13 protein-coding genes are annotated in these 13,030 nt (G+C 69.0%); 4 read left to right on the top strand and 9 right to left on the bottom strand.

Annotated features, from left to right (window positions below; genetic code table 11):
• Positions 1 to 27 precede the first annotated feature (27 nt).
• Positions 28 to 423 (bottom strand): response regulator, encoded by a 396-nt coding sequence (locus HUA75_RS00490; protein ID WP_246137506.1) that lies wholly within the window; start codon positions 421 to 423, stop codon positions 28 to 30.
• Positions 424 to 531: 108 nt separating this feature from the next.
• Between HUA75_RS00490 and HUA75_RS00495 the strand changes: the two genes are divergently transcribed.
• Positions 532 to 903: a helix-turn-helix transcriptional regulator gene (locus HUA75_RS00495; protein WP_141645997.1), complete on the top strand. Its 372-nt coding sequence runs from the start codon at positions 532 to 534 to the stop codon at positions 901 to 903.
• A 14-nt stretch (positions 904 to 917) separates the two neighbouring features.
• Here HUA75_RS00495 and HUA75_RS00500 read toward each other — a convergent pair whose 3' ends face one another.
• Positions 918 to 2,135, bottom strand: a complete 1,218-nt coding sequence (locus tag HUA75_RS00500) for a DUF790 family protein (RefSeq protein WP_174485263.1) — start codon at positions 2,133 to 2,135, stop codon at positions 918 to 920.
• A gap of 447 nt (positions 2,136 to 2,582) precedes the next feature.
• The gene (locus HUA75_RS00505) at positions 2,583 to 3,962 is read right to left on the bottom strand and encodes a DEAD/DEAH box helicase family protein (protein ID WP_174485264.1); all 1,380 of its coding nucleotides are present in this window, start codon (positions 3,960 to 3,962) and stop codon (positions 2,583 to 2,585) included.
• 126 nt (positions 3,963 to 4,088) lie between these two features.
• On the opposite strand from HUA75_RS00505, the gene HUA75_RS00510 reads away from it, so the two are divergent.
• Both HUA75_RS00510 and HUA75_RS00515 read left to right on the top strand, forming a co-directional pair.
• Positions 4,089 to 4,535, top strand: coding sequence for a DMT family transporter (locus tag HUA75_RS00510; RefSeq protein WP_141646000.1), 447 nt, complete (start codon positions 4,089 to 4,091; stop codon positions 4,533 to 4,535).
• Positions 4,536 to 4,547: 12 nt separating this feature from the next.
• Positions 4,548 to 4,961, top strand: a complete 414-nt coding sequence (locus tag HUA75_RS00515) for a DNA-binding response regulator (protein WP_141646001.1) — start codon at positions 4,548 to 4,550, stop codon at positions 4,959 to 4,961.
• Positions 4,962 to 4,965: 4 nt separating this feature from the next.
• On the opposite strand, the gene HUA75_RS00520 is transcribed toward HUA75_RS00515, so the two are convergent.
• Both HUA75_RS00520 and HUA75_RS00525 read right to left on the bottom strand, forming a co-directional pair.
• A complete protein-coding gene (locus HUA75_RS00520; protein WP_141646002.1) occupies positions 4,966 to 5,592 on the bottom strand; it encodes a hypothetical protein in 627 nt (208 codons plus the stop codon).
• Positions 5,589 to 6,743: a hypothetical protein gene (locus tag HUA75_RS00525; RefSeq protein ID WP_174485265.1), complete on the bottom strand. Its 1,155-nt coding sequence runs from the start codon at positions 6,741 to 6,743 to the stop codon at positions 5,589 to 5,591. The genes HUA75_RS00520 and HUA75_RS00525 overlap by 4 nt, the downstream gene beginning before the upstream one ends.
• Positions 6,744 to 7,390: 647 nt before the next feature.
• Between HUA75_RS00525 and HUA75_RS00530 the strand changes: the two genes are divergently transcribed.
• Positions 7,391 to 8,005: a hypothetical protein gene (locus HUA75_RS00530; RefSeq protein ID WP_141646873.1), complete on the top strand. Its 615-nt coding sequence runs from the start codon at positions 7,391 to 7,393 to the stop codon at positions 8,003 to 8,005.
• A 28-nt stretch (positions 8,006 to 8,033) separates the two neighbouring features.
• Here HUA75_RS00530 and HUA75_RS00535 read toward each other — a convergent pair whose 3' ends face one another.
• The 4 genes from HUA75_RS00535 to HUA75_RS00550 all read right to left on the bottom strand — a co-directional run bounded on the left by HUA75_RS00535 (position 8,034) and on the right by HUA75_RS00550 (position 13,012).
• Positions 8,034 to 10,253, bottom strand: coding sequence for a Bd3614 family nucleic acid deaminase (locus tag HUA75_RS00535; protein ID WP_174485266.1), 2,220 nt, complete (start codon positions 10,251 to 10,253; stop codon positions 8,034 to 8,036).
• Positions 10,254 to 10,474: 221 nt separating this feature from the next.
• On the bottom strand, positions 10,475 to 11,443 hold the full coding sequence (locus HUA75_RS00540; protein WP_141646875.1) for a hydrolase: 969 nt from the start codon (positions 11,441 to 11,443) through the stop codon (positions 10,475 to 10,477).
• Positions 11,444 to 11,495: 52 nt separating this feature from the next.
• On the bottom strand, positions 11,496 to 11,843 hold the full coding sequence (locus HUA75_RS00545; RefSeq protein ID WP_141646871.1) for a YkgJ family cysteine cluster protein: 348 nt from the start codon (positions 11,841 to 11,843) through the stop codon (positions 11,496 to 11,498).
• 20 nt (positions 11,844 to 11,863) lie between these two features.
• Positions 11,864 to 13,012: a hypothetical protein gene (locus tag HUA75_RS00550; protein ID WP_174485267.1), complete on the bottom strand. Its 1,149-nt coding sequence runs from the start codon at positions 13,010 to 13,012 to the stop codon at positions 11,864 to 11,866.
• Positions 13,013 to 13,030 lie beyond the last annotated feature (18 nt).

Here is a 13,030-nt window from a genome sequence, read left to right on the forward strand (position 1 = left end):
CGCGCCGCACCGTGAGGTGTCCCTGTCTCAGGCCGAGCACGTCCAGGGGCGCGCGCCCAGGGCCCGCAGCAGCGCATGCACCTCCGAGGGCGGCGCGGCGCGGTCCATCCAGGTGATGCCCCGGAGACACGGCCTGGCCGGAGGGCGCACCGCGTGGAGCGCGCAGGCCGTACACGGGTGGCGCGCGCGCACCTGCTCCAGCAGGCCCAGTCCATCCCCATCCGGCAGCAGGTCTCCGCTCACCACCACGCGCGGCGGTTCCTCCTGCACGAGCGCGAGCGCTTCCGTCATGTCGCGCGCGAAGCGCTTGTCACCTGGCAGGTCCCTCGCGAGTCGCCGCAGCGCCGCGAGCGCGAGCGGGTCTTCGTCCACGAACAAGAAGGTGAGTACGGGCTTCGCGGTCATCGGTTTCGACGCCGTCACGGTGAGGGGAACGCCTCAGGTCAGGTTCCCATAAGACTACCTGGGAAGTTCTTGGATGCCAACCTCTCAAGTCATATCGACATGGGCGGACCCGGTAGGTTAACGAACATGGAAAAGACCCTCGCATCCCGCCTCGGAGGAGCTGCGCGCCTCGCACGGACTCGCCTGAATCTGACGCAGGCCGACGTCGCGGAGCGCATCGGTATCGCGAGTGAAGTCTACGGGCGACTGGAGCGCGGCCACATGTTGCCGAGCATCCAGACCTTCCGCCGGCTGTGCGTGGTGCTCTCCATCTCCGCGGACGAAGCGCTGGGCCTCAAGCCGACCCAGGACGTGAAGTGGGCCGCGGAGCCTCCCAGTGAGTATGGCGAGTCCGGTGAGCTGCGCCGCCTGCTGCGTCGGGCCAAGCAGTTGGACCGCAGCGCCATCCGCCTGCTGAGTGTCCTGGCCGCGCAGTTCCGGCCCAAGGGCAACGGCTGACGCCCGGCCGTGCGCTACGTGCTGGCGCGCGCGGCCTCCAGCTTCCCCAGTCGCTCCCGGAGCTTCTTCGCGGAGGGGAACCCGTGGAAGAGCACCACCTGGGGGTGGGCCTCCAGCGTCTCGCGTTCGGTGGGCTCCTTCGACAGGAGCGCGCGGTCGACTCCGAGCAGGAGTCCTGTGTCCGGTCGCGTGCGCAGCTCCGCGAGCCTGCGTGTCAGGGCGCTCGCGTGCCAGGGATGAAAGAGCTCCAGCGCGACTTCCTGGCGCGACGCGCGGTGACGGAAGGTCAGGTCCGGCACGCACAGGCTCGCGGCGCCCACGTGTCGGGGCAGGGGCGTCAGGTCCAGCTCCCACGCGTCATCCGCGAAGCTCGCGGACAGCGACATGACTTCCTCCGGCACATGGCCCAACGCGGCGGGTAGGGGCGAGACGAGCGGGTCCTTGTCGCTCAGGGTCAGCGTGGCCTGCCGGCGCGAAGGCTCCACGGTGGCCTTCAGCTCCCAGCGCTCCAGCACCGGGACGACCGACAGGAACGAGGCGAGCTGCAGGCCGTACTTCTTCTGCATCGCCAGCATGGCGCCGGGCCCTTCCACCTCCAGCTCCCAGTCCGGACCATCGCGGCGCACCTCCGCGACGAGGCGGCAGAACTTCAGCCATCGCAGCACCTTGCGCACGCGCAGCAGCTCCGGTGAGCGAGCCCGCAGCGTCAGGCGCCTTGCCGACAGCAGCGGCCCCTGGGCCAGCGCCAGGTTGTAGCGGTCCACGAGCACTTGCGCCGTGGGGGCTTCGCCATCCCAGCCGAGGAGCTTTCGATTCCCAGGCAGGTCCGCGTAGAGCGCGGCCCGTGCGTCCGTCAGGGGCACTCCGAGGGTTTGCTCCAGCCGTGCCTCGTAACCCTCCACGGAGGTGTCGGGGGGCAGCGTGCGCAGGGTTCGGGCGGCCGTCGTGAATCGCTCCCAGCGGGCTTCGGAGGCGCCGGGCGCGGGCTCTTCGAAGACGAGCCGGTCCAGGACGAGCTTCACCAGTCCGCGCGCGATTTTAGGGCGGGTGAAGGCCCCGGCCGACAGGCCCAGGGTTTCCTCCACGTCGTCACTCGTCTCGCCCCGGGATGACTCCACGGTGGCCAGCAGCTCCGAAGCCAGGGACAGCAGTGCCTCGTCGTCGCGCTTCACGAAGGCGGGGCGCAGCACGCCCTTGCTCACGCGGAAGGCGAGCAGCTCACGCGTCAGCATCTGCAGCCTCGTGGCAGGACGCGGCGAGCCAGTTCATCCCCGATGACAGAGCGTGCGAGTGCCAGCACCTCAGTGCTCCTCCCGATAAGCTTCGTGCCGGTCCCCCGCTTGAGATGGTGGTACGCCATTGCGTCCCCGATGCTGGAGCATGCGGGTGTCAGCACCGCACGTTCCTCCCGATAGGCGTCGAGCCATCGCAGCCGCGCGAGGAAGTAGCGAGGCAGTCCATCCCCGACGGTGAGTCGCGCGGGTGTCAGCACCGCTGGTTCCTCCCGATACGCTTCGTACCGCCGCCGCGCGAGGAAGCGGCGCGCCAATGCATCCCCGACGGTGAGTCGCGCGGGTGTCAGCACCGCTGGTTCCTCCCGATACGCTTCGTACCGCCGCCGCGCGAGGACGCGGCGCGCCAATGTCTCCCCGACGGTGAGTCGCGCGGGCATCAGCACCTCAGGGTTCCTCCTGATACGCGTCGTGCTGACGTCGCCGCTCGCTGATGCCGCTCTCCGCCGTCTGCGCGGAGCACACCTCGTACAAGAGCGCACGCTTTCCGGGGCGCTTGCGCAGGATGCGTCCCAGCCGCTGTACATGTTCGCGCACGCTGCCGCTGCCGCTGAGCACCACGCCCACGCGCGCCTCGGGCACGTCGACCCCCTCGTTCAGCACACGCGAGGTGAGCAGCACGGGCAGTTCTCCGGAGGAGAAGGCCGCCAGCAGTGCCTTGCGCTCCGGCACGGGCGTGTGATGCGTGAGGGCGGGAAGCAGCAGCCTTCGCGCCAGCGTGTACACCGTCTCGTTGTCGTCGGTGAAGACAAGCACGCGGTCCTCGCGGTGCTCCAGGAGGATGCGCCACAGCACCTCCTGTTTGCCGCTGGAGGTGAGGGCGATGCGACGCTGCTCGCGGTAGGCGCGATACGCGGCCCGGCCCTCGTCGCTGCGCTGGCTCTGCGCAAGGAAGCGCGCCCACCCGTCCGGCGCGGACAGCCGCACGCCCAGCTTGCGCACGAAGTTGAGATAGAGCGCCCGTGCCTCGTCGTAGCGAGCCTTCTCGTCCGCCGTCAGCGGCACCGCCACCTGCTTCACCTCGTAGGGCGCCAGGTACTCGCCCTGAAGCTCGCGGATGTCGGTGCGGTGTACGCGCGGGCCCAGCAGCTCCTCGCACACCCGCTCCCCACCGTCCGTGCGCTCCAGCGTCGCGGTGAGGCCCAGCCGGTAGGGCGCCAGCGAGCCCTCCGCGATGAAGCGGTAGCTCGGTGCCGGCAGATGGTGACACTCGTCGCAGACCAGCAGGCCGAAGCGGTTGCCGTGGAACTCCGTCTGCATCGCCGCCGAGTCGTACGTCGTCACCGTCAGCGGCTGTCGGTCAGTCACCCCTCCGCCCAGCATCCCCACCGGCACGGAGAAGTGGCGCGCGAGCACGCCCTGCCACTGCGTCATCAAATCCAGCGTCGGCACCACCACCAGGGTGGGCCGCTTCACGTGGGCGATGGCCAGCACCGCCAGCAGCGTCTTGCCCGCGCCCGTTGGCAGCTCCACCAGTCCCCGTCCCCCTGCCTTCGTCCACGCCTCCAACGCCGCGCTCTGGTGGGGAAACGGCTGGATGGGAACGGTCAGCGCCACCTCGAGTGGCTCGAAGCGCTTCGCCCGGTCCTCGTACCCCACGCCCAGCTCCCGCAGCCGCAGGACCACGTCGCGGTAGTGCCACGCCGGCGCGCGGTACACACCCGTGCGACCATCCTTCTGGAACAGGGCGAGCAGCCGCGCGTCATCCGGCAGCGTGGGAGCCACCAGCGTGCCGCAGTCGAAGTGGAGCTCGCAGGAGCCGTCCATGGGCGCCGATGGGACCTAGCCGGTCAATCCACGTTCCGCCAGCCACATCGCGAAGGCGAGAGGGAAGTCGTGGCCGCGCATGTCTCCTTGCAGGAGGCCCCGCGTTCGGGATACCCACCCGCGCCCATGCGTTTTGTCTCGCTCGTTCCCTTGCTGTGTGGGCTGGCAGTCGTCGCCCAGGGTGGTCTCAACAAGCGCTTCGCCGGCCAGTGGGGCCTGCTGGGCGCGGTGTTGATGAACATGGTGGTTGCGACGGTGGCCACCTTCGCAGTGTACGCGGTGGCGCGCTCCGTGCCCGGCTTGTGGCCCGAGGCCGCCGCGCAGGGGCGCTTCTCCGGCTTCACCTTCTGGCACCTGCTGCCCGGGTTGTGCGGCGTCGTCATCGTGGTCGGCATGCCCTGGGCCATTGGCCGCGTGGGCGCCGTGCATTCCGTCCTCCTGCTCATCGCCGCGCAGCTCGCCACCAGCCTTGTCTGGGATGCGATGGTGGAGAACCGTCCCGCCACGCTCGCCCGGGTGCTGGGGTCTGCGGTCGCCTTCTCGGGTGCGGCCATCGCGGTCTGGAAGGGTTAGGTTTCCAGTCTGATGCGTCGCGTCCTCATCGCCAGCCCCCATGTCGCTTCCCGCGAGCTGCTGCGCCGCGTCCTCGCGGTCGACGATGAGAGCCTGGCCATCTCCGCCACCGGCGACACCGACGACGCGCTCGCGTCCATCACCTCATCACCGCCCGCGCTCGTGGTGGTGGACCTGCGCAGGCAGGACGAGGACCACCCGCTCTTCCTCGGGCTCTTGCGCAAGCGCTACCCGACGCAGCCGGTCATCGCGCTGGTGCCGGGCCGCATGCGCGTCTTCGACGGCAGCCACGAGCGCGTCATCGACGCCCCGGGTGACACCACCGAATCCCTTCATCACCTCCTCGATGCGCTGAGGACCGCGGTCCGGGACCTGGTCGCCCAGGAAGTGTTGAGGGTGCTGCGCCCGCCGGTGGGACGGGCCTGAAGCCTCACAGGCGCAGGCGGTAGCCCAGGCCTCCGGCGAGGAAGCCTCCGACATTCACATCGCCCGTGGTGACGAAGTCCAGCGGGGCCAGGTGGTAGTGCGTTTCGAAGAAGAGGCCGCCGGGGCCCAGTGGAAGCTCCAGCCCCGCGAGCGCTTGCAGGCCCAGGCCGCCACCGCTCTCCGACGCGGTGGCGCCGAAGAGGTCGGACGTGGCGCGGTGCAGGTACAGCCCGGGGCCACCTCCCACGTACGGCGTCAACGGACCCAGGGCCCGTTCGAAGCGGAAGACCGCCGACAGCAGGAAGGCCACCTCGCGCACCGCGAGCGTGTAGCGGCCATCCGGAGGCGGCGCGCCGAAGCCCCCCAGCTGTGAGTCCGTGAGCGCACCGGAGGCCTGCGGCCGGTGGTAGTTCACCTCCAGCACCACCGCGAGCCGTCGCTTCAAGAGCGGCGTGACGTAGCCCAGCTCCAGGCCCAGGTAGAGGTCTCCCCCCAGCGGCGCGGTGGACTTGAAGAAGCCCACCTTCGGCGCCAGCAGCACGCGGCCTCCTCCGACACCTTCCGTCGAGGCGGCGGACTTCGAGCCGGAAGCGGCGAGCGCGGTGAGCGCGACGAGCACGAGTGCGTTCATGGCAGGAGGGCTCCAGGCAGGGGCGGGGCCCCGTCGTCGGAGGTGCGCGTCGCGGTCGGCTCGGCCACCACGGTGAAGCCCTCCGACGCGGGCACCGCTCCCACCGCGCCGCTCGGGTCGATGACCTCGAGCGCATAGGGCCCGCCAGGGGCGAGGCCATTGGGACACTTGGGGTCGCTGACAGGCTCCTCGAAGCCCGAGCACGTGGGCAGCTCCGCGGTGACCTCGTTGGCCGACACCCGCCTCACTGCGCGCAGCGGAATGCGCTGCAACACGGAGGGGGCTGTCTTCAAGGGCGCCAGCACGAAGAGCTCCGGCGCGTCCGTGAAGCCGCGCTGGTCGCCCGTGGGGGCATTGAAGAGGCGGATGGAGGTGTTGCTCAGCTCGCCGCCGGACCTGGGCGTCAGCGTGAGTGCCCCCAGGTGGGGATAGCGGAGGTCGACCGCGCCAGGAGCGATGTCCGCGCAGCCCTCAGGCTGGGTGACCACCAGGTCATAGAGGCCCTCGGGAGTGCCCGGCGGAATCTCCGACTCGATGCGCGTCGTCGAAACGACGGTGACGAAGAAGAGCGGCAGGTCGGTCTCGCCCTCGCGGCGCAGGACGATGATGGGGGACGAGCCTGGCTGGAAGTCGCTGCCCTCGATGACGATGGGATTGGTGCCCGTGGCCGTGTACCCATCCACCGGAGGCACCACGCGAGTCACCGTGGGCGGCGGCACCACCCTCACAGCGTCCGGCAGTGAGCCGGTGCCACCCAGGGGATTGGCGACCTCCACTTCATAGGTGCCCGGGGCGAGCTCCACCGGAGGTGTGCTGTCGCGCGTGGGCACGTTGAGCACGAGCAGCTCCGGACGCACGTAGAAGACCTGGCTCCGCGTCAGCGTGTACGTGGACGGCCCTCGCAGCGTCACCACGGGCAGCTCCACCGTCGGCGTGTCCGTGAGCGCCTCGCCGGGGACGGGCGTGAAGCGCTTGCCCACCACTTCCAGGCTCCAGCCTGTCTGCCCGCCCTGCGCGTTGCAGAGCTGGGGAAGCTCACTGACGCGGGCGCGGGGGTTGACGATGCGCTCCACCGCGGGCGAGGGCCCCTCCGTCGTGCGTGAGCACGCGCTGAGGGCGAGCAGGGCCGTGGTGACGACTTGCAGGCGCAAAGCGATTCCTCCCCTTCGGCAAACAACGGGCACGCACGTTAGGCCGCCCACCCTGGAGGCCCGGAGATTTTTCCGGTTCCCACCGGTGGCCTCATCCCCAAGGCCGATGGCCTCCCCGCAACTGCGCGTACTCACTGGCTTCGAGCGCCCCGCAGGCGTCGGCACGGCGAATGCTATGGGTTCAGGCAGCGGGGGATGACGCGGTCCGGTGGGGGGCGATGGGGGCGGGGACGCGTCGTGCAAGGGGTCGGGTGGGGACAAGTCGGTGCCTGGAGTGGGGAGGCAGGGCTCGTCGGTGGGTTGGAGCAGGACGGGGGCCGGTGAGGGGGCGTGGTTGCGACAGGCGCGGCGGGGCTTCGGGACTCGCGAGCGGTGGCGCAGGTGGATGGGGGACGGGCGGCGGGAAGGGCGAGCCGGGCTCTGGTGGAAGCGGGGGTTTCCACCGGAGCCTGATTCACCTCGGGGATGGGGGCCACGACGGGGTGGCACGCGCGAAGGCGTCGTCGCGCGGTGGAGGGCGGGGCAGGGTGGTGCCAGGGGGACGTCACCTGGGAGGGCAAGGGGCCGCCGGAGCTGTCCGGTGGGTGTTGGTTGGCGATGACGGGGACCGCGGAGCGTCGCGGCGGGCTGGGGTGGGGACTCGACGCATGGGGATGCTGTCCACGTTGACCGCGCTGTTGTTCGTGCTCGTGGCGCGCGTGGCGCTGGCGGCGGATGGGGTGGAGGTGCGCCGGAGGGCGGCACAGGACCCCGAGCGGCTGGCGCCTTTTGGTTTGATGCTGGATGCGGGTGTGACGGAGGGCGCGGGCCTGTCCATCTCGTTCCGTCCCACGCACGCGGTGCGGCTGCACCTGGGGGCCACGCACAATGGCGTCCGTGCTGGCGCGCGCGCGGGGCTCACGCTGCTTCCCATGCGCGGCAGGCTTTCGCCGGCCTTCACGCTGGACGTCGGTCATGCGCAGCCCGCGGACGTGCAGGGTCTGGAGCGCAGGCTCGCGGACCTGTCCCTGCCGCCCCTGCCGTCGATGGAGCGCGTGGGCTACAGCTACGCCAGCGCGCTCGTGGGGCTGGAGCTGAACATGCCCGGGCGCATCACCTTCTTCCTGCGCGGCGGCGTCAGCTTCATGGAGCTGTACGGCCCCAGCATGAAGGACCTGGACGAGTCGCTTCGCGGCTCGGTGGGGCCTGGGGAAGAGCGCTCGTGGATGCTGCGCACCGTGCGGCCCACGGCGAAGCTGGGCTTCCTGTTGTCCTTCGGCTGAACCGCGCTTCGGTTCTCGGGGGCTTGCTTCACTGCCGATGGCAGTGGGGGCAGGCATTGAAGCCCCTGGCATCTCCATACTGCAGGGCCATGAGGCCCTCTTCACTCTGGAAGGTGTAGCGGACCAGGCTCATCTTCGGGCAGTTACCAACGTGGTAGACGAGCGCCTTGGGAACCTTGCCCGGAGGCCGCACGGTGCGCTGCTTGGTGCGCGTCAGATGCACCCTCATCATCTCCACGGTGGTGTAGGGCTGCCCGCCATCCATGAGCGGAAACGAGGGCTGAGTGTTTGTCTGCGCCCGCGGCGCCGGGTGCTCCACCCTTCTCTTCTTCTCCACCGGATTCGTCGTGTGTTGCCTGGAAGGTTGCTGCCCGAAGATGTTGGGTGGGCCGTTCATCTCCTCCAGGGACCGCTTCAACTTCGAGGGCTTCGTCAAACCCGACGCGGGGGGGGCGACCTCTTCATCGTCCCCGGCGATGTCGAGGATGAGGGTCGAGGCCCGCTGCCGAGGTGGGTCCTTCCTTGGAGGCGGGAAGCCCGCCTCATCGTCACTGGTGATGTCGAGGAAGAGGCTCGCGGCTCGAGGCTGAGGAGTGTTCCCCTTCCGAAGCGGGAAGGCCTCCTCATCATCCGCGGTGACGTCGAGGAAGATGGCCGAGGCCTTTTTCTTCTCCTCTTGCTCCGGCCGGGAGCTGAAGCGCGGAATGCCCTGGCTCGGCGCAGGCTGGGGGAAGACCGAGAGGAAGGAGAAGGGCCCGTTGTTGAGGTCGCTCGGTGAAGGGATGATGCTCGGCTGAGGTGGGGGCGACGGGAACTCGAACGGGAGCATTTCAGCGTCGTCCTCACGCAGGTTGGTCGCGTGTAGGAATGCGGGCGCAGTGAAGTGTTGGAGTTTGCCTTCGTCCCAGTTCGACGTGCTTCGGGTCGAAGTCACCGTGCGCTGGGGCTGAGGCTCACGAAGGCCCATATGGGTCAGCCATTGAGACAGATACCGGGACAACTGACTCAGGTTCTGGCGGACTTCGAAGAGATCGGTGTCGTCGAACTCCCGGTCGAGGTACTTGCGCAGCTTGAGCTTCAATGCCTCCCAGGCCTGCTCGATGAGAACGGGGCCCGGGTAGTACCCTTCCTCGTCGAAGACAATCTTATCCTGGCCTTTTCTTCCCAAAAGATAGACGAGCCGTGAGTGGACCTCCTGCTCGCCGGCCTTGCGGAAGCTCTTCTCCAACTCGTCGGGCATGTAGCGCGATGAAGTCGGGGCGAGTGATTTGGGCAGTCGAACGGCCTTGGGTTTCCCACCCGAATACTTCTCTGTCGAGTTCAGATAGAGCTGGGCGTTCTTCTCGTCGAGCACCGTCCGCCCCCCCGAGTAATGGGTGTCGTGTTCGCCATAGACGACCTGGAGTTCATGTCCCTGCTCAATCAACCCCGCGATGAGCCCCGCACACATGTGGCAGGGCTGGAGCGTGGTGTAGAGGATCGCGAACCCGTCCGGGAGTTGCTGGTGTCGCCCGAGGTAGGCGTGCAACAGATTGACCTCGGCATGAAAGCAGGCGTTGTCGTAGGCGGTGTTGACGGACCACGAGAGAATCTTTCCCGTGCCATCCACCAGGACCGCGCCCACGCTCTGGCCCTTGCCCTCTTGCGCGAAGACGACCAGTCCCTGGAGGAGCTCCCCGCGGTGATGGAGGAGGCTGAACGCCAGCATCATGTAGAAGCGATGCGCGCGGATCGCGGTCGCATCCCATGCGCCCGGCTTTCGAAGGTTGAGCGAGGGGCCCACGATGCTGTCTGGAGCCGGAGCTCTGAAGCGCGCCAGGGGCTGGTAGTTCGTGATGCCGGCCCTTTCCATCGTGAACAGCCCGCGCGGCTCCGCTTTCAGGAACGGGATGAGGTTCCAGTCGGCCCCGGCCGTGGGGTAGGAAACGAACAGATAGGGGGTCACATCTCCCTCGATGAGCGCGACTTCCTCGACCGTGTACCGGAGGAACGTCCGGGTCCCCTTCTCCCAGTGCGTCGGCGTGTAACCTGCTGGCACGTGGATGCGGTTGAGCCCCTTGCCTCGAAAGGCCATCTGCAGGGCGACGATGGGAGGGATGGGCAGGCGGCCATCGAGCCCAGTGGAGTAGCAGACCAGGGCGCCATACCTCTTCGACTTGTATGTCAAAGGGCCGTCGATGACGCAAAACGCGAAGCGAGCCATTCCGGTCAGCTCCGCGATGCGGTGGGCGAGTGCTTGATGGCTCATGGGGCTTGCGAACAGCAAGGCCCATACCAGGGCGCCCACGCGTCGGAGGATGAGAGGCGGGCGTGGGCCGCTGCCGGCGTGCGAGCCGCGTGTCCCGTCGGGACGCAGCCGCGTCCTGCCGGGACGTAGCGTGGGCTGAAGGTCAGCGTGCGCGAAGGTCTGTCCGACGTCCCGCTTCTTCTCGCCCCCGCCCTGTCACGCCGCGAGAGGGCGGCACGCGCTCAGCGGAACGTCGCGAAGTACTCCAGCACCTGATCCTCGGCCCAGAAGCGGGGGCGGTGCGCGCGGCCGGCGACGAAGCCCACGTGTCCGCCGTGCTCGGTCAACACCACGCTCAAGCGCGGATTGTCCTTCGCGTTGGGCGGGATGACGGGGGCCTCCAGCATCGGGTCATCCGCGGCGCTGATGAGCAGCGTGGGCTTGCGGATGGCGTGCAGCTTCGGGCCCGCGGAGGACTCGGCGTAGTAGTGCTCGGCGCTGTCAAAGCCGTGCAGCGGCGCGGTGACGGCATGGTCGAACGCCCGCACCGTGCGCGCCGCTTCCATGGCGCGGCCGTCGAAGGCCTTGGGGAAGCGCTTGAGCTTCGCGCGCGCCTTGCCCTTCAACGTCCGCAAGAAGCGCTCCCGGTACACCAGGTGGATGGGCCCGGGGCCATCCAGCTTCTTGCAGCAGGCGTCCAAATCATACGGCGCGCTGACGGAAGCCGCGGCCTTCACGGGTGCGTCCTCGCCCTGGTCCTCCAGGAGCCGGCACAGCACGTTGGCGCCCAGGGAGAAGCCCACGGCGAACAGCGGCCCGGTGGCGCGCTCGCGCAAGTCGCGCAAAAGGCCGAGCGCGTCGTCGATGTGGCCCGAGTGGTACGTGCGCGCGAGCCGATTGGGCTCACCGCTGCACGAGCGGAAGTTGAGCGCGGTGGCGCCCCAGCCTCGCTCCGCGGCGCCCCGGAGGATGGCGGTGATGTAGCCGGCCCGGGACGAGCTCTCCAGGCCGTGCAGCGCCACCACGTGCGGCGCGCCGGCGGGGCCGTCGAAGGTGTCCAGGTCGACGAAGTCCCCGTCGGGCAGTTCGCGCCGCTCCCGCCTCAGCGGAGGGACATGACGGGGACGCACGAGGTTCGCGTAGATGGTCTGCGCATGCTCGTTCGTCAGGCCCGGTGCGGCGACGAAGGGCTCGGTCGGCTGGAAGTTCACGACTCCGGGATAGCCCCCTGAGGGGACGGGGACAAGGGCCCGTGTCGGCCCGTCAGCGGGGTCGTTCTCCACCGGGCGCTTGGGTGGGTGACTCGGGCCCCGCTGGCGGCGACTGGAGTCGGGCCCGCTTCATGGACGCACAGCCCCGCGCCTTCACGGCCTTCGCCTCGTCCGTGAGGTCGAAGAGGGCCAGGTACTTGCCCACGCGCTCCTCCAGCGTGGGGGCCTCGATGAGCTTGCAGACCTCATCCGCCTGGTAGTCGCGGCAGATGCTCGGCCGGTTCTCGTACATGGAGCAGAGGTTGTCCTGGGTGAGGTGCGGACAGCGCAGTCCCAGCGGCTTGTCGAGCGCGGCGATGTCCGGAGCCACGCAGCAGGCGCCACAACGGGTGCATTCCATGAGAGAGGTCCTTCCGTGACTCAGCGTGGGACGACCTGCTTCAAATCCCCCGAGTTCGTCACCGTGACGACGACACCCTGGCCCTTCTTCCACCTCAGGAAGTCCCGCTCCGTCTTCGGCATGAGCACGGTCTCCTTTACGCCGTCATCCTCGTAGCGGATGTGCACGGTGTACTCCTCCGAGCGGTGCTGCCGGTCCGTGGCGCCTGGCTGGAGCGTGGGCCACGCGGGCTGGCCGTCCAGCCCCGTCGCCTCGCGGCGGTCCACGGGCTTCCACTCATACGTGTCATACGCGCACTGGCGCGCGTAGACGGGCTCGTTGCGGTAGCGCGTCTCGTTCTGACAGTCCTCGTAGCGCTCGTTGCAGTACTTCGTGATGTCCTCGCAGACCTCTTCGACGAAGCCGTTGCCCTTGTCCCGCCGGCGGCACTTCTCCTCGGTACCACACGCCACCCGGCGCGTCTTGGAGCGGCACACCCGCTCTGTTCCGTCCGCCACCTTTCGAGTGCCTCGCTGGCGCTCCACGCAGTCCCGCACGTTGTCCACGCCCGCCACCTCACCCGCGCCGTTGACGGGCATCCGCGCGCTGCTCCGCCGCAGCTCATCCGCCCAGCCCGTCTTCTGCACGGCGGTGAAGCGCTCCTGCGTCACGGCGACCTTCCACGACGTGCCGGTGATTTCCCCGGGGAAGTCGTGCGGGGTCCGGGCCCACATGGCGTACAGGCCCGAGCTGAAGCAGCACGAGAACAGCACGCCCAGCCACAGCCACTTCTTCGTGAAGCGCGGCTTCGTCTCCGGCGGTGGCGCGGCGGGAGGCTTCCTCTCGGGCGTCTCGAACGCCTGGAGCGGCGCGGCCTTCGCGTCCACCGAGCGCTCCGCGCCGCAGTGCTTGCACCGGGGCTGGTCCCCTCGATTCGCGGCGCCACAGAAGGCGCAGAACCAGTCCTCGCCCGCGCCCGCCAGCTCCAGCGCCTTGTCGTCCGTCACCCCTTCGCGAAGGGACTTGCCGCTCTGCGCGTCCACGTCGCCGAAGTCGAAGTCCGACTCGTCGCCTGACAGCTCGCGGGGGTTGTTGCAGGTCGGGCAGCGCTTGTGTCGGGCCAGGATATCCTTGGCGTCGCACGACGTGCAGTTCCAGGTGCCCTCGATGATGCGCGTGCGCTTGGCCATGCGCGCATCCTATCCGGG

The organism is Myxococcus sp. CA040A, assembly GCF_013336725.1.
GTDB lineage: Bacteria > Myxococcota > Myxococcia > Myxococcales > Myxococcaceae > Myxococcus > Myxococcus llanfairpwllgwyngyllgogerychwyrndrobwllllantysiliogogogochensis.